Consider the following 21,173-nt stretch of genomic DNA (forward strand, 5'->3'; position numbering starts at 1 on the left):
CAATGCGCGGGGCGGGTATGAGTTGGGCTCATGGCCGCCATGAAAAACGGGCTCCCGAAGGAGCCCGTGGTGTCCGCGAGGACCGGCCGTCGAGGCCGGTCGCCCGCAGGGAGCGCGATCGATCGTGCGTCGATCAGAACTCGTAGGCGGCCGTCACCTGGATGGCCCACTGCGATTCGCCCTTGACCTGGCGGATGGCCAGGTTGTCGTTGATCGCGTTGGCGTTGGTGCGGTAGACGTAGTTCCCTTGGGCATCGATGCCGGCGAAGTTCACGAAGCTGCGACGGTTGCCACCGGCGGACTGGAAGGTGACTTCGTCGATGCGGCCCCACTTCTTGTTGAGCAGGTTGCCGATGTTCAGGATGTCGAAGGTGACCTTGCCCTTGTGCTGCGGGAAGAAGCCGGGGACTTCCTGGCTGATGCGCAGGTCGAAGCTGTTCACGAACTGCGAGAACGAGCTGTTGCGCGGCACCACGGCGCCCTTGTACTTCGACAGGTCGGGGTTGTTGTCGACGATGTTCCAGAACGCCGCCTCGTCCGCCGGGGTGGCGAACTTGACGCCCGCCGCGCCGCGCGAGGCGGGGATGTACAGCAGGTCGTTGCCGGCGACGCCGTCGCCGTTCATGTCGTTCAGGAAGGTCCAGCTGTAGGGCTTGCCGCGACGGCCTTCCCAGAACAGGCCGACGTTGGTCTTCAGGTTGCTGATGAAGGCCTTCTGCCACGTCACGTTGGCGGTGAAGCGGTCGCGGATCATGTACGCCGAGTTGGCGGCCACGTTCTCGTTCGGATTGAAGACGGCGCGCGAGTTGAAGTTGGAGTTCGCGACCGACGAGGTCAGCGGGCTCACTTCCGACGCTTCCGTGTAGGTATAGGCGACGCCGAAGCCGAAGCCGTCACGGGCCGGACGCTGGAACGACAGGGTGATGGCGTTGCCGTCGCCCTTCTTGGTCTTCGTGGCCAGGGTCACGTTGCCGAACGATGCGTTGGACAGTGCGCGCGAGCGGCCGTTGGCGCAAGCGCCGGTGGTGCTCAGACTGCCGTTCGTGTTGGTCCAGCAGTTCGGGCTGTAGCTCTGCGGCGTGTAGTACAGCGAGCGGCCGTCAGGACCGGTGGCGGTCGGGTCACCGAGGTTCAGGTGCTGGTAGTAGATGCCGGTGTTGACCTTGGTATAGACCCACTCGACGCCGAAGTTCATGCCGAAGAACGGCAGCTCCGCGTCGTAGGCGAGGTTCATCTTCCAGACGGACGGCTGGCCCAGGCCCTTCTGGATGAAGTCGACGTTGGCGGCCGGCGTTGCGCCTGCCAGGATCGGCTGGTTGTTCGGATCAGCGCTGAACACGCCCGAGGCGGTGCCCGAGCAGGCGTTCAGACCGGCCGTTCCGCAACCGACCAGGCGCGTGGCCATGCCGGTGTTGGAGTACGGGTTGGTCAGCCAGACCGATGCCGCGGCGCCCTGGAACAGGCCCGCGCCGCCGCGGATCTGCTTCTTGTGGCCGGTGCGGCTGTCCAGCGCGTAGTTGAAGCCGAAGCGCGGCTGGAACAGGTTTTCGCCGTCGACGGTGGTCGAGTTGTCCAGGCCGAAACCGCCCGTGGCACGCGTCACGCTGCTGGCGCCCGTCACCGCGCCCGGCACGACCGCCGCGGCTGCGGCGGCGTTGTAGGTCGGCTTGTCGTTGGTGCTCAGCTGGTCGACGCGGAAGCCGGCCGTGATGTTCAGGTCCTTGGAGACATTCCAGGTGTCCTGCACGAACACGCCGGTCTGACCCAGCGTCCACTTGGCGATGCCGTCATCCAGCGTGCCGCCGGCCACGGGAACCTGGACCTGGTAGCTCGAGGGCCGACCGCGGGTGAAGTTCTCCAGCACCGCCGCCTGCACCTGCGCCGCGGAGGCGGTGTTGCAGTTGATCGCGCCAAAGCTGTAGGTCCAAGCGCTTTCGCAGCCGAACGTGTAGTTGCCGTTCACGTTCTGGAAGAACGCGTTGTAGATCTTGTTGCGCTGCAGGTCACCGCCGAACTTGATCTCGTGGTCGTTCTTGATCCAGGTCGCGCCGAAGTAGGCGTCCAGGGTCTTGGTGTCCAGCACGTTGAACTGGCGGCTCTGCTCGGTGCCGAAGTTCACGAAGCGGTTGCCGGTGCTCGCGCCGGCCGGGGCGCCGTCGGGCAGCGCGCCGTTGAAGCGGATGCCGATCGCGGGCAGGTTGCTGTTGTTCTGCGGAACGCTGTTGTAGTCCCGGTTCGAGATCTTCAGCTCGGTCGAGAAGTCGGGCGTCCAGTCGGCGAACCACTGGCCGACGACGGTGTCGATCTTCTTCTTCTGCTGCCACCACTGCGAGGTCATCTGCAGGCCGGTCGCGCTGTAGCCGCCGAAGGAACCGTTGTTGGTGTCCGACTGCTCGGTGCGCGCGACGCGGATGCTGGCGCGGTGGTTGTCGTTGATGTTCCAGTCGATCTTGGCCAGGTAGTCCTTGACCGACAGCTGCGACTGGCCGATCACCGAGCCGGTGTCGATGCCGTAGGCGTTCTTTGCGGTCTGCGTGATCGCATCGAGCTGGCCTTGCGAGATCGCGTTGTTGGTCAGCGAGCTGCCGATCGGTCCGAACTCGGGCTGGGCGCGGTTGCTCTTCAGCTCTTCATAGTTGACGAAGAAGAACAGCTTGTCCTTGAGGATCGGGCCGCCCAGGGTGAAGCCCTTGGTGTCTTCCTTGAAGGGCAGGAAATCGGTATAGCGCTGGTTGCCGCGGTCGAAGCGCTTGCCCACCATGTCGTCGTTGCGGTAGACGTAATAGACGCTGCCCTTGAACTCGTTGGTGCCCGACTTGGTGACGGCGTTGATGTTGGCGCCGGTGTAACCCTTCTGGGTCACGTCGTAGTTGGACAGGTTGACCTGCACCGACTGGATCGCGTCGATCGAGATCGGCTGCTTGGCCGTCGGCAGGTTGTTGGCTTCCAGGCCGAAACTGTCGTTGATGGCGACGCCGTCAATCGTGATCGAGTTGTAGCGCGAGTTCTGGCCCATCGCCGAGATCTCGCCGCGTTCCTTGTCGGTCTGCGCCAGGCGGGGATCGTTGCGGGCGTAGTCCTGCAGGTTGCGCGCGATCGACGCGTAGGCGTCCAGTTCGGCGCGGTTGATCTGCGTGCCCGAGCCCATCGTCGAGTTGTTGAACTTCGCCGCGGTGGCGCTGCCCGTGGTGACCACGGTCTCGAGCTGGGTGGAGCTCTTGCCCAGCTGCACGTCCAGGCCCAGCGTCTCGGCCAGGGCGAGGTAGACGTTCTCGCTGACCTCGCGGTCGCCGCCCTTGGTCACGGTGATGGTGTACGGACCGCCCACGCGCAGGCCGCGCGCGTTGTAGCGGCCGTCGGCATCGGTGGTCTGCGTGTTCGAGGAGCCGGACTCCTTGTGCAGGATCACCACCGTGGCGCCCGCGACGGGCTTGCCGTCAGCGCCGACCACGCGGCCGCCGATGGCCGAGGTGGTGTTCTGCGCCATCACCGGCGCGGCCGCCACGATGGCGACCGCGGCGGCCAGCGCCGTCCGCGAAAAACCCAACCAATCCTTCTGATTCATTCCTGTGCTCCTGTGCGACGTCAGACCGAAACCCGTTCCGAGGGGGCTGTGAACGTTCCGCAAACGTTTTCCGTCGCCGACTTCAACGCGATGTGGTGCGCGTCGCGGCGATGCCCGCCCTCGTTTGTTGTTGCGTCGGGCGCGCTCTTGGGCGCGCCATCTCCGCTTATGAAGCAAAAAGCCTACCAGCCGAAACCTGCCGCATCAATGCGGCAATATCGGGAGACCTCTCCTTCACAGCGCGTCGTCAATGCCTCATTCGAGCCCTTTTTCGGGGCGCTCACGGCGGCCTCACCAACGCGTCAGCGGCGCAGTCTGGATAGCCAATGTTGAGGAGCTGTGACAAGTGTTCACTGGCGTTTGCAGGTGAGGCACGCACGCCACACCGAAGCGCCACAGCGCCCAGGGACGGGGCGCGCGCCCCGTGGCGCAACCCGCCGATCGGCGTCGATGTTCGAGGGTTTCCCCTAGGGCTGGTGAGCGCACGCCGCCGGGGTCGGTCGTTGCGCCGAATCGACAGTGAAGGCCCTGCGTTCAGGCGACGAACGAAGCGCGAGGGCCTTCCTCACCGATCGCATTGATCGCGGACAGCACCAGCGCCTCGCCCGGCGAGGGCCGCGGGATGCGGCCGTCCGGGGGCAGGGCCTCGAAGTGCCAGGCTTGGCCGGCCACGCGGCGCCAGAGCGCGAAGCCGCGTGCCGGCGCGCCCGCCGCGGAGGCCCGCAGCGCGCCGTCGGGCTCGCGCGCCAGCGAGACGGCGCCGCATGCGGGCGCCGACAGCCAAGGCGTGGCGGGCGCGAGCGCCGCCTGCGCATAGGCCCCGTCGCGCAGCGCGTCGGCGATGCCGCGGCGGTTCTTCAGCAGCGCCACCATGCTGAAGTGCAGGTGACCGCCAGTGCCCGGCGCGGCGCGCGTGAGCGCCACCTGCTCGGCGATTTCCTCCTGCGGCCAGCCATCGGCCTCGTTGCCGGCGCGGCTGGTGAACAGCCCCGGCCAGACATGCCGCCCCAGCGGATTGAGCCCTTGCCAGGCCCGCATCAGCGGCTCGAAGGCTTGCGGCTTCTGCGCGCGCGGCCAGTAGAGCTGCGGCGCCAGGTAGTCCAGCCAGCCCATGGCCATCCAATGCTCGACATGCGCATAGAGCTTGTCGTACTGCGAGAACCCGGTGATGCCCGCCGGCCGCAGGTCGGGCCGCGGCAGGCCGAAGGGACTGATGCCGACGCGCGCCGACGGCCGCAGCTCGCGCACCAGCTCGTACAAGCGCCGCACCAGCTGGTCGACGTTGTCGCGGCGCCAGTCTGCTCGCGCCAGCGTGCCGCCGCCCCGGACGTAGCGCAGCCAGCTCGCGTCGTCGGGGAAGTCGATGTCCTGCTTGGCCGCGTCCTGGACCGGGTAGGGATAGAAGTAGTCGTCAATGTGCAGGCCGTCGACGTCGTAGCGGGTGAGCAGGTCGCGGCAGACCGCCAGCGTGTGGTCGGCGGCGCCCGGTTCGCCGGGATCGATCCAGAGCTGGTCGCCGTACTTCTTCACCCAGTCCGGCCGCGTGCGGCTCAGGTGCGTGGCGGCGGGCGCGGACTTGCCGCCGCTCTGCTTCGCCCGATACGGGTTCAGCCAGGCGTGGAGTTCGAGACCGCGCGCACGGGCCTGCGCGATCCACAGCGCCAGCGGGTCGTAGCCCGGTTCCTGGCCCTGGACGCCGGACAGGTACTCGCTCCAGGGTTCCAGCGTGGAGCGGTACAGCGCGTCCGCGCTGGTGCGGACCTGCAGCACGATCGCATTCAGGCGCAGCGCCCGGGCGTGGTCGAGGATCGCGTGGATCTCGGCGATCTGCGCGGCGTCGCTCAGGCCGCGGCGGCTGGGCCAGTCGATGTTGGCGACCGTCGCCACCCAGGCGGCCCGGAACTCGCGCGGCGCGGGCGGCGGGCCGTCCTCGGCGGTGGCGGCCTCGGTCCGGGCCGGCACGGCGCTCGACCGTCCCGTCGAGCAACCCGGCAGCGCCGTCCCCAGGCTGCCGAACACCGGTGCGGCCAGGGCCGCGGTCATCCACTGTCGTCGTCGCATCGAAACTTCATCCGGCGGCGCCGTGCGGCCCGCTCACACTTTCACGATCCAGCCGCGCCGCCACATCGCCCACGCGATGCCGTAGAACACCGCCACGAAGCCGGCGGCGAACAGCAGCGACGCGAAACGCGGATCCACCGGCAGCGCGCGCAGCGGCGCGAAGAGCCAGGCCTTGAGCGACACGCCCTCGGCGACGTGGACCAGCCCGAGCAGCCGGGCCACCAGCCCGGACAGCGCGAACAGGAACAGCGCGTTCATGCCGAACACCACCAGCGGCTGCAAACGCCGCGCCATTGCGTCGCGCATCCGGGGCAATGGCGCGGCATCGAGGAGCCAGTAGAACACGCCGAACACGAGGCACCCCCAGCCGGTGGTCAGGAAAACGAAGGCGGGCGTCCACAGATTCTTGTTGATCGGCAGCGTCCAGGCATCGAGGACCTGGGCGGTCCAGAGGCAGCCCAGCCCCGCCACCATGAACCACATCGCCTTCTCGGCGGGATCGCGGCCGCGTCGTGCCAACCAGCGGCCCGCCAGCAATCCCGCGATCTGGCTGGCGACGGCCGGCAGCGTGCTCAACAGGCCTTCGGGGTCCCAGGTCTTGCTCTTCGCCCACAGGTGCCCGCCCAGCAGCGCCCGGTCCAGCCAGGCGCCGACGTCCTCCCCGGGCTGCAGCGAGCCGCGGTGCCAGACGCCCTGCGCATCGGGCACGGCCACGCAGGTCTGGATCAGCCCGTAGCCCAGCAGCAGGCCGATGAACACGGCCAGTTGCGCGCGCCAGCCACACCACAGCGCGATCGGTGCCGCCAGGATCGTGATCAGTCCGAGCCGCTGCAGCACGCCCGGCAGCCGCACCGTCTCGAAGTGGAAGAACGGGAACAGGTTCAGCAGCAGGCCGATCAGGACGATGGTCGTCCCGCGCAGCCAGGCATGGCGCAGCAGCGCGCCGCGGTCGTCGACCCGGCCGCGTCGGGCCAGGCTGAAGCTCATCGAGATCCCGCTGATGAAGACGAAGAACGGGAAGATCCAGTCGGTGAAGGTCCAGCCATGCCACTGCGCGTGTCCGAGCGGCGCGTACAGCGCCGACCAGTCGCCCGGGTTGTTGACCAGCAGCATCGCCGCGATCGCGAAGCCGCGGAAGGCGTCCAGCGACAGCAGCCGCTCGCCGGCCGCCGGTCGCATGCCGGGCGCGGCCGCGCTCACGCGCCGGGCTCCCTGCGGCCGAAGCCTTCGGGGATGCGGATCAGCGCGGTCATGACCAGCGACGGGATCGTCGCGAGCAGCACCCAGCCGAAAAAGTGCAGGTAGCCGAGCTGGTCCTGCAGCCAGCCGCTCCACATGCCGGGCAGCATCATGCCCAGCGCCATGAAGCCGGTGCAGATCGCGTAGTGCGCGGTCTTGTGAGGGCCTTCGGCGACCAGCACCATGTACATCAGGTAGGCGGTGAAGCCCAGGCCGTAGCCGAACTGCTCGACCGCCAGGGCCGCGCTGATGAGGGCCAGGCTGCCCGGATGGGCCCAGGCCATCGCCAGGAACACCACGTTGGGAAGATGCATCGCCAGCACCAGCGGCCACAGCGCGCGCCTGAGTCCGACGCGCGAGATGATCCAGCCGCCGAGCAACCCGCCCAGCGTCAGCGCGATCAGGCCGATCGTGCCGTAGGCCAGGCCAACCTCCTTGTTGCTCAGCGCCAGGCCGCCCTGGTCCAGCGGATCGAGCAGGAAGGGCGTGGCCAGCTTCAGCAGCTGCGCCTCGGGAAAGCGGTACAGCAGCAGGAAGCCGAGCGTGACCGCGAGCCCCGGCTTGCGGAAGAAAGCGCGGAAGATCTCGAAGAAGGTGGCCCAGCGGCGCTCGGCGGGCGGGACCGGCGCGTCGACGGCCGGTCTCGGCAGCCGCCACAGGTGCCAGGCGGCCAGCAGCAGGAAGGCGCCGGCCAGCACCGCCATCACGCCCTGCCAGGCGAGCGCCCAGCTGCCGCCGCGGTCGTGCAGCTCGCCCGCGAGCCACACCAGCCCACCCTGGCCGCCGATGTTGGCCACGCGATAGAAGGTCGAGCGCACGCCGACGAAGGCGGCCTGCTGATGCTTCTCCAGCGCCAGCAGATAGAAGCCGTCGGCGGCGATGTCGTGCGAGGCCGAGGCGAAGGCCATCAGCCAGAACACCGCCAGCGAGAGCTGGAAGAAGCGCTCCATCGGCAGCGTCAGCGCCACCATCGCCAGCGCCGCGCCGACCGCGAACTGCAGCGTCACGATCCACAGCCGCTTGGTGCCCAGCAGCTCGACCAGCGGCGACCACAGCGGCTTGATGACCCAGGGCAGGTAGAGCCAGCTGGTGTAGAGCGCGATGTCGGTGTTAGAGATCTCCAGGTTCTTGTACATGATGACCGACAGCGTCATCACGACCACGTAAGGCATGCCCTGCGCGAAGTACAGCGTGGGCACCCAGGCCCAGGGACCTCGCGGCGACGGCGAAGCGGGAGTCACGGGAGAAGCGGGAGAAACAGGCGCGGCGGACATGGGCCTCAGTGTCGGTGCAAACGCAGTGGCGGCCGCATGGGGATTGCCGCGCTTGCGTGCGAGGGCCGCTTGCGGATCAGCGCTCGGCCAGCGCCTGGCGCAGATTGCCCGCATGGCGCGCGAGCAGCGCCCGGGCCGCCTCCGCATCGATCGCGCGCCGCAGCATCACGATCGCCGTCTTGACGTGGAAGCCGCAGCGCTCGAGCGCGGCGCGCGCCGCCGGCTCGTCGGCAGCGCTGGCACGCATCGTCAGCGCGACCGCGCGGCGCACCAGCTTCGCGTTGGTCGCCTTCATGTCCACCATCAGGTTGCCGTGAACCTTGTGCAGGCGGACCATCAGCGCGCTCGAGAAACTGTTGAGCGCGATCTTCTGCGCCGTGCCGGCCTTCAGCCGCGTGCTGCCCGAGATGACCTCGGCGCCGGTGTCCAGCAGGATCGGATGATCGCTGGCGGCCAGCACCGCGGCGCCCGGGTTGTTGGCCAGCGCCACCGTCAGCGCGCCCGCCGCGCGCCCGGCCGCCAGTGCGCCCAGCACATACGGCGTGTGGCCCGAGGCGGCGATGCCGATGACGACGTCGTGCGGCGTCGGCGCGAGCGCCTCCAGGTCGCGGCGGCCCTGCGGCTCGTCGTCCTCCGCGCCCTCGACGGCCACGAACATCGCGCCCTCGCCGCCGGCCAGGACCGCGACGGCACGCTCGCGCGGCCAGGAGAAGGTCGGCACCAGCTCGACACTGTCCAGCACCCCGAGCCGGCCCGAGGTGCCCGCGCCCGCGTACAGCAGCCGCCCGCCGGCCATCAGCCGCGGCAGCGCCGCGTCCACGGCCGACGCGAGCGCCCCGGCCGCCGCGCGCACCGCCGCCACGGCCGCGCGCTGGTCGTCGATGAAGACCTCCATCAGGCGGAGGCTGTCGTACAGGTCCAGATCCGGGTGATGCTCGCTCGGGGCTTCGGTGTTCAGAGGCTGCGGGGAATCGGGCATGGTGCGGCCTACTCTAGTGGGCGCGCCCGGCGGCTGCCAATGAAACGGCGCGGGAACGCCATAACCGGTGGTGATCGCAAGGGCTCTGGCAAGGACTGCCACCTTCGGCGCGCAGGCCCGACCAGGGCATGAGGCCTCGCGTCCGCGAACCTCACGCCCTGTTCGAGCCTCACCGGCGGCCGGGCGTGCGGGCCTCGGCGTCGAGCACGGACTGGATCACCTCGGCCAGGGCGACCGGCGTGGGGGCCGGGTCCAGTTCGACCAGCACCATGTAGCCGCGGTCACGGCCCTGGGCGGTGAAGGCCTGCAGCAGCGCGATCTGGTCGCTGTGCACCATCGTGCCCTCCGGCGACCAGTACTCCATCGCCACCAGGCAACCATCCGACGGCGTACCCGGGTAGAAGCGGCTGCCGACGTAGTAGCGCGGATCGATGGTGCTGCCATGCATCAGCATCTCGTCGCGACCGGCGAGTCCCGCCAGCCAGGCCTCCTGCAAGGGGGCGTAGTCGCGCCAGGACGCAGGCAGCAGCGCGCGGTAGCGGTCCAGCGTCCAGGCCGGCTCGTCGGCGCCGGGGACGCGCTGTTCGTACTCGGCAACGCTGGCTTCGCCCGGCACCTTGGTGTGGAGGTAAGGCGTCGGGCCGATCCAGATGTTGGAGGCGGCGCGTCCGGCGCCCTGGATGGTGAACAGGCCCTGCGGGGTGTTGCCCAGCGTGATCGTGCCCGGCAGGCCGCTGCTGGAGAGCGCCAGTTGCTCGATGTTGAAGAGACCGCCATCGGCGCGTCGCACGAAACGGCCGTCGGCCTGCCGCACCAGCGCCAGGCCCATCTGCTGCCGGCCCGGTCGCTGGAAGCTGAACACCACCGGGTAGCCGGGGCGGATCGCCAGCAGGTCGGCGAGTGGCGGACGCGCCGGCTGCGGAACGCCCTGCGCCGTCGCCAGGGCCTGGGCCAGCGCCTGCAGGCGCGGCTCGTCGCGGTCGCGCTGCGCCAGTTGCGACTGGATCAGCGCCAGGTCCGCCGGCTGGCGGGTCTGCATCAGCGCATAGGCGGCGATCGCGAATTCGCGCGGCGCGGCCAGGCGCGGCAGCAGCGGACGCAGCAGCGGCGCCGCGTCGAAGGCGTAGAGCGTGAAGGCGGCCGTCAGCAGCGGGCGCTGGACCTCCGCCGGCTGGTTGTCCAGCGCGGGCAGCGCGGCCAGCAGCGCCGGACGGGCGGTGTCGATCTCGGCCCGGTAATGGGCGACCAGTCGCAGCGCCTGCGCCAGTTCGCGCAAGGCGGCGCCGTCCTGCGGCGCGGCCATTGCCTGCGCGGCGGCGGTGCGGATGCGGGTGCGGTCGTTGATCCAGCGCGCCTGCGCGTCGGCGCCGCTGCCGACGGTGGAGCGGAACTGCTCCGGCCGCAGGGCCTGCAGCGCGGCGGGGGCGAAGGGCCCGCCGGGCACGGCCTGGGGCGTGGAGGCCGGGGCCTGGGGCGCGCGCGACCACTGGGCGCAGGCGCTCAGCAGCAGTGGCGCGGCCAGGGCGGCCCATGCAGGCCAGCGGGGCCGGTGGTGCCATCGGGGCCAGGACTTGCCCGGCGCCGGAGCGGTCGACAAGGAAACGGGGGCGGTGGACGGCTGCATGGCGGCCGATTCTAGGGAGCGTGCCTCGGCAAGTTCTGCCGCCCGGGCCGGGAACGCCGTTTGCATCCCGCCCGCTTCGACTGGACTAGGACGGATGCACGATGGTGTCGATGAGGACGTGGCGCCTGCGCCTCGCGAAGGCGATGACGTGGGCGGCGGCGGTGCTGGCGGCACTGATCGCCGCCTGGTCGGACGAGGCGTCGGCGCAGGTCGCGGCGCTGCCGGCGCAGACCCCGGCCTTGAACGCCGCCGCGGCGGCGAAGACGCCGTCCGAGTGCGCCGCCATCGCGGACAACGACGCCCGGCTGGCCTGCTACGACCGCCTGCATGGCCGCGCGCCCGACGCGGCGCCGCCATCGGCGGTCGCGCAGGCGGCGCCGGTGCCGGTGCCCGCCGCGCTGCCGGTGGCGGCCGCGGCCAGCGTGCCGCGGGTGGACGATCCGTGCTCGCGCCTGCCGGAGGCCTCGGGCAGCGCCCGCAACTACCTGGGCTCGACGCTGTCCGAGCGCTGGGAGCTGTCCTGCCGTGACCAGCTCCCGCGCTTCCTGCCGCGGCCCTACAAGCCGGTCTACCTGCTGCCGGTGTCCTGGACCTCGCGCTCCAACCGCTCCCCGGCGCCGTCGTCCGAAACGCCGGACAACGGCGTGGTGCAGGCGCTGGACCTGGACAAGAACGAAGCCAAGTTCCAGATCAGCCTGAAGTCCAAGATCTGGTCGCTCGACGACCACGGCAGCCTGTCCGTCTGGGGCGCCTACACCCAGAGCTCGCGCTGGCAGGTCTACAACGGGCGCGTGTCGCGGCCGTTCCGCGAGACCAACTACGAGCCGGAGCTGATCGTGACCCACGGCGCCGACGTGGCGCTGCCCTTCGGCTGGAAGGCCAGCATGGTGGGCCTGAGCCTGAACCACCAGTCCAACGGCCGGGCGGCGCCGCTGTCGCGCAGCTGGAACCGGCTGATCGGCGACCTGAGCCTGGAACACGGCGAGACCACCGTCAGCCTGCGGCCCTGGTGGCGGATCCTGAACGGCGGCAGCGACGACAACCCGCGCATCCAGGACTACGTCGGCCGCGGCGAGGTGCTGGTGACGCAGAAGCTGGGGCGCCACGTGCTGGCGCTGACGGCGCGGCACAGCCTGCGTTTCGGCGACCGCTCGCGCGGCTCCGCGCAGTTGGAATGGGCCTTCCCGATCGGCGGCGGCCTGCATGGCTACCTGCAGCTGTTCAGCGGCTACGGCGAGAGCCTGATCGACTACAACTTCCGCGAATCGCGGGTGGGGCTGGGCGTGTCCGTCATCGAATGGCGCTAGGCGCGACCGCGCACTCGGCCGGCCGACGCCGCCCGGACTTCCGTCACGACCGGTCGCCGCCGGCGCGTCACCGGGCCCGTTTGTGATGAATATGGCGCACCCCGCGCGGCCCGCCCCCATCGCCTTCGCGCGGCGGCTCGACTAGGCTGCGCGCATGTCCGCTTTCATCGACACCTGCGTCATCTGGGTGGTGCTCTACCGCCTGGACGGCCGCGACCGCCAATGGGTCCGCGCCCTGCCGCCCTCGGCGGAGGCGGCGGTGCGCGCGCTGCTGCTGGAGGAGCTCGACGAGCTCTATGGCGAGCGCGCGACGCTGGTCTCGCTGCGCCCGGCCCTGGACGCCGAACGCGGTGCCTTCCTCGCCGGCGGCCTGCCGATGTGCCCGGTGGCCGCGCCGGCCGGACCCTCGGCCGCCTGAGCGGCGCCCCGGCGCACGCAGCCCCCACACGGCCGATACGGCCCGGCTTCGCCACCGTCCGGTGGCGGCGAAACGACAACGTCGACGGCCCGGTCGGTTTCATCGCGGTTACGGCCCCCGGGCGCGGCGACGCCACGAGAGAATCCCGCGCTCGTGTCCACCGCTGTCAGCGGCGGCGCGCGTCCGCCTCCCGCCGCCGCACCATGTCGTCCCCCTCGCACACGCCGCCGTCGCCCCGCCTGTTCTCGCTGGCCTGGCCCCTGTTCCTCGAGCTCTGCCTGGGCATCGCCGTCGGCGTGATCGGCACCATGATGGCGGCCCGGATCTCCGATCCCGCCGGGGCCGCCTTCGCGCTGGCCAACCAGCTGGCGGCCACGCTGTTCATCCTCTTCCGCATCATCGGCGCCGGCATCAGCGTGGTCATCACGCAGGCGCTGGGCAGCGGCCGCCGCGCGGTGGCGGACGCGACCGCGCGCGCCGCGCTCGGCGCCAGCAGCTGGCTGGGCGGCTCCACCGCGGTGATGGCGCTGCTGTTCGCCGGCCCGCTGCTGCGCCTGATGAATGCGCCGGCGGAAGTGCTGCCGCTGGCGCAGCCCTTCCTGATGGCGCTGGCGCCGGCGCTGATGCTGGACGCCTGGAATGCCTCGATGGCCAGCGTCATGCGCGCCCACCTGCGCAGCCGCGACACGCTGCTGGTGCTGGTGGCGATGCAGGCGGCGCAGCTGCTGCTGTCGGTGCTGCTGATGCCGCGCCTGGGGCTGCCGGGCTTCGCCCTGGCGCTGGCGCTGAGCCGCGCCTTCGGCCTGGGCTTGCATGTCTGGCTGTGGCGCGCGCGCCTGGACCTGCGCCCGCGCGCCTCGGACTGGTGGCGTCTGCCGCGCGCGGAGCTCGCCGCGGTGCTGCACATCGGCCTGCCCGGCGCGGCCGAGAACATCGCCTACCGCCTGGCCTACATGGTGAGCATCGCCGTGGCCGGGCACCTGGGCGCGTCGGCGCTGGCGGCGCACAGCTACACCTCGCAGCTGATGTACTTCGTGCTGCTGCCCGGCCTGGCGACCGGCTTCGCGGCGGAGATCGTCGTCGGCCACCTGATCGGCGCCGGCCAGCTGCACGAGGCGCACCGGCTGGTGCGCCGCGCGCTGGCGCGCGGGCTGGCGATCAGCGTGGTGGTCGCGGGCGCGGCGGCGGCGGCGGCGCCGTGGCTGCTGACGCTGTTCACCCACGACGAGGCCATCCTCGCCAGCGCGGCCGTGCTGATGTGGATCACGGTGATCCTGGAGCCGGGGCGGACCTTCAACCTCGTGGTCATCAACGCCCTGCGCGCCGCCGGCGACGCGAAGTATCCGGTGATGGTCGGCGCGGGCTCGATGCTGCTGGTGCTGGCCGGCGGCAGCTGGCTGCTGGGCGAGGTGTTCGGGCTGGGCCTGGTCGGCCTGTGGATCGCCTATGCCGCGGACGAATGGATCCGCGGATTGCTGATGTGGCGCCGCTGGGCGCGACTGGGCTGGGTCCCGCAGGCCCGCGCGGTGCACCGCCGGCTGCGCCTGGCCGCGCAGGCGCACTGACGCGGGCGGCGAGGCCGTGAGGCCACGAGGCTGTGAAGCCGTGAAGCCGCGGCGCTGTCGACGGATTTGACACTCGCGCGCCGTCCCGCCGGGGCCGACGGAAAAACCTCAATCGCCGTCGCCACTTGCCGTGCTGGCCCGGGCCTTGCTGCGAGAGACCGACCGTGCGCGCGCAGACGCGCCGGCCGCCGTCAGGGGGACGACAACGAGCTCCGCAGGGACGGCTCCGCAGGCCGGGGACCGCCGCTCGGGGCGGAGGAGACCGCCATGTCCGTGCTTGCATCCTTCGTCCTTGCCGCCGCCGCCGCCGCGGCCACGCCGGCTTCGACGCCGCCTTGCGCGCCCGCGCGTCCGGAGCAACTGCGCAATGAACTGTCGCCATCGCAGGGCCTGGAGCGCTATACCGACCTGAGCCCCGCCGTGCGCGAGGCGCTCGCCCGCCGCATCGACCAGTTGCGCATCGACGACCTGGTGATGCTCAGCCGCGCCGGCGTCAACGGCCAGTACCGCTACGACGACGAGATCCGCCACGCGCTGATCGGCAACCTGCTCTGCGACCGGCTCGACCTGTCGTCGTGGAAGGCGACCGACGAGGCCAGCGCCCTGGTGTTCTGCGAAGGCGACGCCTGCGTCGCCCTGACCGTCGACGGCCGCGTGCTGACGCGCCTGAGCCGGCGCAAGCCTGATGCCTTCGATGCGCTCGCGCAGGCGCTGCGCATCCGGCCCGGCGGCCCGCAGACGGAGCTCGAGCTGCCGCCGCCCGCGGCCGGCACGGCCAACGGCTGGGCGCGCCAGCGGCTGCTGGTGCAGACGCGGGCGGGCCTGGACGACAAGGCACTGGCCAGGATCCTCGGCCCGCACGGCGGCAAGGCGCGTCGCATCGGCCGCACGCAGGTCGCCATCGTCGACCTGCCGCCCAATGCCTCGGAGACCGCGGTGGCGATGGTGCTGGCACGGCATCCGCAGCTCAAGACGGCCGAGCTGGACATGCGGGTGTCGCCCGCGATGACGCCCAACGATCCCTACATGGGCAGCGAGTGGCACCTGGTGCGCATCAATGCGCCGCAGGCCTGGGACACCGCCCAGGGCGCCGGCATCAAGATCGCGATCCTGGACACCGGCATCGACGCCAGCCATCCCGACCTGGCCGGCCGCATGGTCCCGGGCTGGAATTTCTATGACGGCAACGCCGACACCAGCGACGTCCACGGCCACGGCACGGCGGTGGCCGGCGCGGCGGCGGCGGCCGTGAACAACGGCATCGGCGTCGCGGCCGTCGCCGGCCAGGCGCAGCTGATGCCGGTGCGCATCGCCGATCCCAATGCCTATGCCTACTGGAGCACCGTCGCGCAAGGCCTGAGCTGGGCGGCGGACCAGGGCGCCCGCGTGGCCAACATCAGCTACAGCGGCGTGGCGGGCAGCGTCTCGGTGCAGAGCTCGGCCGACTACCTGCGCAGCAAGGGCGGGTTGGTCGTGGTCGCGGCGGGCAACAACGGCATCGACGAAGGCATCACGCCCACGGCCAGCATGATCCCGGTCTCCGCCACCAACGAGACCGATGCCAGGACCAGCTGGTCCAGCTACGGCAACTTCGTCGCGCTGGCAGCGCCCGGGCAGAACATCTGGACCACCCAGCGCGGCGGCAGCTATGGCGCCTGGTGGGGGACCTCGCTGGCCAGCCCGGTCGTGGCCGGCACCGTCGCGCTGCTGATGTCGGCCCGGCCGACGCTCAGCGGCAGCGCGATCCAGAACGCGCTGTTCACCACCGCCGTCGATCTCGGCACCGCCGGGCGCGATCCGTATTTCGGCTGGGGCCGCATCAATGCGGGCGCGGCGATGCATGCGGTGCTGGCCGCGCCCGCGCCCGATACCCAGCCGCCCGCCGTCTCGGTCAGCGCGCCGCTCAACGGCGCGACGGTCAACGGGCTGGTCGCGGTCGATGTCGGCGCCTCCGACAACCAGGGCATCGCCCGCGTGGACCTGCGGGTCAACGGCAGCGTCGTGGCCTCGGACACCTCGGCGCCCTACGGCTTCAGCTGGGACTCGACCCGGGTCGCCAACGGCGCGGTGACGCTCACCGCCACCGCGGTCGACGCGGCCGGCAATGCCGGCACCAGCGCGGCGGTGACGCTGACGGTGGCCAATGCGGCGCTGGTCGACACCCAGGCGCCGGTGATCGCGATCGCGACGCCCGCGGCCAATGCCAAGCTGGCCGGCAATACGCTGACGATCTCGACCCGCGCCAGCGACAACGCCGGCGACGCCGGCATCCGCCAGACCCTCTACGTCGACGGCGCGCAGGTGGCGAGCGGCACCGGCGCCACCCTGAGCTTCACTTGGAACCTCAAGAAGGCCTCGGCCGGCACGCACACGATCCAGGCCGTCGCGAAGGATGCCGCCGGCAACACCGCGGTGGCGACGACGTCCTTCACGAAGTAGGCGCGCGGACCGGCGCGGGGCTTCGCCTTGCGCTGACCCGGNCCCCGCCGCTCGAGAGCAGCGACAGCATCGGGGCCTACGACGACGCCCAAGCCGCGCGAGTGCTCGCCGGAACGCAAGAAAGCCCGCCGAAGCGGGCTTTCCGTCGAGGCCTGCTTTCGCGTGGCCAGGTCTCAGGACGCGCGGCGCAGCGGGCGTGTCAGCACCCGGCGCGACAGCCCGGCGGCGAGTGCCGCGATGGCGATCAGCGCCAGCGCGTCGGGTTCCGGCACGTTGCCGCCGCCGCCGCCCGAGCCGCCGCCACCGCCTTCGCCGCAGCCCGGCTGGCTGGCGACGCAACCGGCGAACTCCACAGACACCTCGTTCGTGCCGACGCTCTGGAACTTCGCGGAGTAGGGGCTGGTGAAGGTGATGCCCTGCGTGAAATCACCGCCGGCCTCGGCCGTGAGGACGAGGTTGAAGGACGACATCATTCCCTCGCCCAGCCCGTCGCCGATCGGTCCGCCGGAGCAGTTGTTGCCGGCCCAGACGCACAGGTCGACCTTCTTGAAGCTCGGGAAGTTGTCGTCGATCGACGCGGACCATCCGGAACCGGCGGTGGCGCCCTGGAGCGCCGGCGTGACGACGTCGATGCCGAACGACAGCAGCGCGTTCTGCCCCGGCCCGAAGGAGTTGTTCGTGACGATGGTCGCGAAGGTGGCGCTGGTCGCGGACCAGCTGGTCAGCGTGAACTTCACCGTGGCCGACAGCGTGGCGCCGTCGAGCGTGCTGGTGTAGATCAGCGTCGTGGTGTCGTTGAGGCCGCCGAACACCACCGCGGTGGCCTGCGCCTGGCTGCAGAAGAGGAGAGCCGCGGCGGCGGCGAGCCCATGGATCATTGTTGGCTTCATGATCGATCCCTTCCCGGACGATGCACGTGGCTGTTGTTCTCCCCTGCTTCCCCTATGCATAAGCCGGGCCACTTCGCCAAGCCGTTGATCCGCCGTCAAATTTCCATTGATCTGATAAATCCGCACACGGAACTGTAAAAAAGGACGACGCTGCGGGCACGCCGGTTGCTGTCGCCCGCCCGGTGCGTGGCAACGCCGTCGCGGGGCGCGGCGCCTATGATCCCGCCCGCGATGATTTACCTGCTCAAGCGCCTGGCGGTGCTGTTGCTGACGCTGCTGGCCGCTTCGGCGCTGATCTTCGGCGCGCTGGAATGGCTGCCCGGCAATGCCGCCCAACTGATCATGGGACCCGAGGCCCCGCCCGAAGCGGTCGCGGCGCTGGCCCGCCAGCTGGGACTGGACCAGCCGGCGTGGTCCCGATACCTCGCCTGGCTGGCCGGCCTGGTGCGCGGCGACCTCGGCCTGTCCTATGCCTACGGCGCGCCGGTCGCCGATCTGATCCTCGAGCGCCTGGCCCTGACCCTGCCGCTGGCGCTGCTGGCGATGTCGATGACGGTGGTGCTGGCGCTGGGCGCCGGCTGGTGGGCCGCCAGCCAGCACGGCCGTGCGGGCGACCACCTGGTGATGGGGCTCACGCAACTGGGCCTGGCGGTGCCGAGCTTCTGGCTGGGCATGCTGCTGGTGCTGCTGTTCGCGGTGAAGCTGCAGTGGGTCGACGCCGGCGGTTTCCCCGGCTGGTCCGAGGACCTCGGCGGCGGCTTCTGGCCGGGCCTGCGCGCGCTGCTGCTGCCGGCGGCGGCGCTGGCGGTGGTGCAGGCGGCGATCCTGGCGCGAATCGCACGCTCCGCGCTGCTGGACATCGCCCGCGAGGACTTCATGCGCAGCGCCCGCGCCAAGGGCCTGTCGCGCCGCGCGGCGCTGTGGCGGCACGGCCTGCGCCATGCCGCGATTCCGCTGCTGACGCTGGGCGGGCTGCAGTTCGCCAACCTGCTGGCCGGCACCATCGTCATCGAGAACGTCTTCACCTTGCCCGGCCTGGGCCGCCTGATGGCGCAGGCGATCGCCAACCGCGACCTGATCGTCGTGCGCAACGGCGTCATGGGGCTGGCGGCGCTGGTGCTGCTGCTGAATTTCACGATCGACCTGCTGCACGGCTGGATCGATCCCCGGCTGCGCACGCGGGCCGAGGCCGACGTCGAGGCGGAGGGCGCGGCATGAAGGACAGCATGAGCTCCGGCATGAGGTCCGGCCTGAAATCGGGCATGAGGCGCGCCGGCTTCGTCGCGGGCGCCGTGCTGACCGCCGCGCTGCTGCTGGCGGCGCTGCTGTCGCTGGTCTGGACCCCCTGGCCGCCCGAGCAGATCGACATGGCCCGCCGCCTGGCCGCGCCCAGCCCGGCGCACTGGCTGGGCTGCGACCAGCTCGGCCGCGACGTCCTCAGCCGCCTGATGGCCGGGGCGCGCAGTGCCTGGCTGGTGGGCCTGGTGGCGGTCGGCATCGGGCTGCTGGCCGGCACCGCGCTCGGGCTGGTCGCGGCCGCGCGGCGAGGCGCGGTGGAGGCGCTGATCCTGCGCGGCGCCGACCTCGGCTACGCCTTTCCCGCGCTGCTGCTGGCGATCCTGCTGGCGGCGGCGCTGGGGCCCGGCATGACGGTGGCGATGGCGGCGATCGGCCTGCATGCGGTGCCGTCCTTCGCGCGGCTGGTCAATGGCAGCGCCAAGAGCTGGTGGGCGCGCGACTTCGTGCTGGCCGCCCGCGTCGCGGGGCAGGGCCGCTGGTCGATCACGCTGCGCCATGTGCTGCCGCAGCTGCTGCCGCTGCTGATCGTGCAGGGCACGACCAGCTTCGCGCTGGCCATCCTGGCCGAGGCCGGCCTGTCCTATCTCGGCCTGGGCACCCAGCCGCCGCAGGCCAGCTGGGGACGGCTGCTCGCGGAGGCCCAGACGCTGATGTTCGAGGCGCCGCAGCTGGCGCTCGCGCCGGGCCTCGCGATCACGCTGGCGGTGCTGGGCCTGAACCTGCTGGGCGACGGCCTGCGCGACCGGCTCGATCCCAAGGAGCTGCCGCGATGAGCGCGCCGCTGCTCGAGGTGCGCGACCTGCAGGTGTGGCTCGCCGGGCGGGGCGGCGCGTCGCTGCATGCGCTGCGCGGTATCGACCTGAGGCTGGACCGCGGCGAGTGCCTGGCGCTGATCGGCGAGTCCGGCAGCGGCAAGACGCTGACGGCGCTGGCCGTGATGGGCCTGCTGCCGGACGGCGCGCGGGCCACCGGCCGCATCGCCCTGGACGGCCGCGAGCTGCTCGCGCTCGACGAGGACGACTGGTGCGGCCTGCGCGGCCGCCGTGTCGCGATGGTGTTCCAGGAGCCGCTGACGGCGCTGAACCCGCTGCAGCGCGTGCTGGCGCAGGTGATGGAGCCGATCCGCCTGCACCGCCTCGCGCCGGACCGCGCGAGCGCCCGCCAGCGCGCGCTGGCGCTGCTGGCGCGCGTCGGCCTGGAGGAGCGGCAGGCCTGCGCCTATCCGCACCAGCTCTCCGGCGGCCAGCGCCAGCGGGCGCTGATCGCGATGGCGCTCGCCGCCGAGCCCGAACTGCTGATCGCCGACGAGCCGACCACGGCCCTGGATGCGCGGCTGCGCGTGCAGGTCCTGGAACTGCTGCGCGAGCTGGTCGCCGAGCGCGGCATGGGGCTGCTGCTGATCTCGCACGACCTCGCGCTGACGGCGCGCCGCGTCGATCGCCTGCTGATCCTCTACGGTGGGCGAGTGATGGAGCAGGGCGCCGCGGCGGATCTGCTGGCGCAGCCGCGCCATCCCTACACGCAGGCGCTGTGGGCGGCGCGGCCGAGGCTGGGCGCTGGCCGCGACCAGCCGCTGCATCCGCTCAAGGGCAACGTGCCGGCGCTGACGCAGCTCGGCGACGGCTGCCCGTTCGCGCCGCGCTGCCCGCTGGCGACCGCCCGCTGCGCCGCGGAGCCGCCTCGTTTCGACGGCCGGCTTGCCTGCTGGGAGGTGTCGACATGAGCGGGATCATCGGCCGGACTCCGGCGCCGTCGTCCTCGCCAGCGGCCCCGCTGCTCGAGGTCGAAGGACTGGGCCAGCGCTACGGCGGCCGCACGGTGCTCAAGGACATCTCGTTCACGCTGCCGGCGGGCGAGTCGCTCGGCATCATCGGCGAGTCGGGCGCGGGCAAGAGCACGCTGGCGCGCCTGGTCATGGCGCTGGAACGGCCGCGCCACGGCCGGGTCCGCTGGTCCGGCCAGGACGTGAACGCGATGCCCGCCGCCGCGCGGCGCGCGCTGCGGCCGGGCGTGCAGATGGTGTTCCAGGATCCCTACGGCTCGCTCGATCCGCGCTGGCGCGTCGGCCGCAGCGTGGTGGAGCCGCTCGCCGCGCTGCCGATGACCGACGCCCAGCGCCAGGCGCGGTTGCTGGAGGTGCTCGCCGAGGTCGGCCTGGAGCCCGACGCGGCGCTGCGCTTCCCGCACCAGTTCTCCGGCGGCCAGCGCCAGCGCCTGGCGATCGCGCGGGCGCTGGCGACGCGCCCCCGGCTGATCGTGGCGGACGAGCCGCTGTCCGCGCTGGACGTCTCGGTGCAGGCGCAGATCCTGGCGCTGCTGCGCGAGCTGCAGCGGCGCGACGGCATCAGCCTGGTCATCGTCAGCCACGACCTCGCGGCGGTCGAGGTGCTGTGCGACCACGCGCTGGTGCTACGCGGCGGCGAAGCGGTCGAGCAGGGCCCGGCCGCGCGCGTGCTGGGCGATCCCCGGCATCCCTACACCCGGGACCTGCTGGCCGCTTTGGCATGATCCGC

Annotated in this window: 15 protein-coding genes; 8 read left to right on the plus strand and 7 right to left on the minus strand. The window is 71.4% G+C overall.

Annotated elements, in window-relative coordinates; all coding sequences use genetic code 11:
* Positions 1-133: 133 nt before the first annotated feature.
* The 6 genes from ACTJKJ_RS02655 to ACTJKJ_RS02680 form a co-directional block, all read right to left on the minus strand.
* On the minus strand, positions 134-3,565 hold the full coding sequence (locus tag ACTJKJ_RS02655) for a TonB-dependent receptor (protein WP_440819508.1): 3,432 nt from the start codon (positions 3,563-3,565) through the stop codon (positions 134-136).
* Between the two features lie 534 nt (positions 3,566-4,099).
* Positions 4,100-5,626 (minus strand): glycoside hydrolase family 10 protein, encoded by a 1,527-nt coding sequence (locus tag ACTJKJ_RS02660; protein ID WP_440819509.1) that lies wholly within the window; start codon positions 5,624-5,626, stop codon positions 4,100-4,102.
* 33 nt (positions 5,627-5,659) lie between these two features.
* Positions 5,660-6,826, minus strand: a complete 1,167-nt coding sequence (locus ACTJKJ_RS02665) for an acyltransferase family protein (RefSeq protein ID WP_440819510.1) — start codon at positions 6,824-6,826, stop codon at positions 5,660-5,662.
* Complete coding sequence (locus ACTJKJ_RS02670; RefSeq protein ID WP_440819511.1) at positions 6,823-8,106, minus strand: MFS transporter; 1,284 nt, start codon at positions 8,104-8,106, stop codon at positions 6,823-6,825. The genes ACTJKJ_RS02665 and ACTJKJ_RS02670 overlap by 4 nt, the downstream gene beginning before the upstream one ends.
* Positions 8,107-8,215: 109 nt before the next feature.
* Entirely contained in the window at positions 8,216-9,118 is a 903-nt protein-coding gene (locus tag ACTJKJ_RS02675) for an N-acetylmuramic acid 6-phosphate etherase (RefSeq protein ID WP_440819512.1), read from the minus strand.
* Positions 9,119-9,287: 169 nt separating this feature from the next.
* Positions 9,288-10,742 (minus strand): hypothetical protein, encoded by a 1,455-nt coding sequence (locus ACTJKJ_RS02680; protein WP_440819513.1) that lies wholly within the window; start codon positions 10,740-10,742, stop codon positions 9,288-9,290.
* A 110-nt stretch (positions 10,743-10,852) separates the two neighbouring features.
* On the opposite strand from ACTJKJ_RS02680, the gene ACTJKJ_RS02685 reads away from it, so the two are divergent.
* The 4 genes from ACTJKJ_RS02685 to ACTJKJ_RS02700 all read left to right on the plus strand — a co-directional run bounded on the left by ACTJKJ_RS02685 (position 10,853) and on the right by ACTJKJ_RS02700 (position 16,471).
* Entirely contained in the window at positions 10,853-12,049 is a 1,197-nt protein-coding gene (locus ACTJKJ_RS02685) for a phospholipase A (RefSeq protein WP_183483376.1), read from the plus strand.
* 154 nt (positions 12,050-12,203) lie between these two features.
* Positions 12,204-12,467: a hypothetical protein gene (locus ACTJKJ_RS02690; RefSeq protein WP_183483374.1), complete on the plus strand. Its 264-nt coding sequence runs from the start codon at positions 12,204-12,206 to the stop codon at positions 12,465-12,467.
* Between the two features lie 203 nt (positions 12,468-12,670).
* A complete protein-coding gene (locus tag ACTJKJ_RS02695; RefSeq protein ID WP_440819514.1) occupies positions 12,671-14,032 on the plus strand; it encodes an MATE family efflux transporter in 1,362 nt (453 codons plus the stop codon).
* A gap of 267 nt (positions 14,033-14,299) precedes the next feature.
* Positions 14,300-16,471 (plus strand): S8 family serine peptidase, encoded by a 2,172-nt coding sequence (locus ACTJKJ_RS02700; RefSeq protein WP_440819515.1) that lies wholly within the window; start codon positions 14,300-14,302, stop codon positions 16,469-16,471.
* Positions 16,472-16,644: 173 nt separating this feature from the next.
* Here the strand turns inward: ACTJKJ_RS02700 and ACTJKJ_RS02705 are convergent, their stop codons facing one another.
* A complete protein-coding gene (locus tag ACTJKJ_RS02705; RefSeq protein WP_440819516.1) occupies positions 16,645-17,361 on the minus strand; it encodes a cistern family PEP-CTERM protein in 717 nt (238 codons plus the stop codon).
* A gap of 231 nt (positions 17,362-17,592) precedes the next feature.
* On the opposite strand from ACTJKJ_RS02705, the gene ACTJKJ_RS02710 reads away from it, so the two are divergent.
* The 4 genes from ACTJKJ_RS02710 to ACTJKJ_RS02725 are packed head-to-tail and all read left to right on the plus strand — an operon-like array spanning position 17,593 to position 21,168.
* A complete protein-coding gene (locus ACTJKJ_RS02710) occupies positions 17,593-18,579 on the plus strand; it encodes an ABC transporter permease (RefSeq protein ID WP_321170155.1) in 987 nt (328 codons plus the stop codon).
* The gene (locus ACTJKJ_RS02715; RefSeq protein WP_440819517.1) at positions 18,576-19,433 is read left to right on the plus strand and encodes an ABC transporter permease; all 858 of its coding nucleotides are present in this window, start codon (positions 18,576-18,578) and stop codon (positions 19,431-19,433) included. The genes ACTJKJ_RS02710 and ACTJKJ_RS02715 overlap by 4 nt, the downstream gene beginning before the upstream one ends.
* Positions 19,430-20,383 carry an ABC transporter ATP-binding protein gene (locus ACTJKJ_RS02720; protein WP_297380007.1) on the plus strand — a complete coding sequence of 318 codons (954 nt, stop codon included), beginning with the start codon at positions 19,430-19,432 and terminating at the stop codon, positions 20,381-20,383. The genes ACTJKJ_RS02715 and ACTJKJ_RS02720 overlap by 4 nt, the downstream gene beginning before the upstream one ends.
* On the plus strand, positions 20,380-21,168 hold the full coding sequence (locus ACTJKJ_RS02725; protein WP_297380009.1) for an ABC transporter ATP-binding protein: 789 nt from the start codon (positions 20,380-20,382) through the stop codon (positions 21,166-21,168). Before ACTJKJ_RS02720 ends, ACTJKJ_RS02725 begins: the two co-directional genes overlap by 4 nt.
* Positions 21,169-21,173 lie beyond the last annotated feature (5 nt).

Origin of the sequence: Roseateles sp. 22389 (assembly GCF_052044995.1) — a bacterium.
Classification (GTDB): domain Bacteria; phylum Pseudomonadota; class Gammaproteobacteria; order Burkholderiales; family Burkholderiaceae_C; genus Roseateles.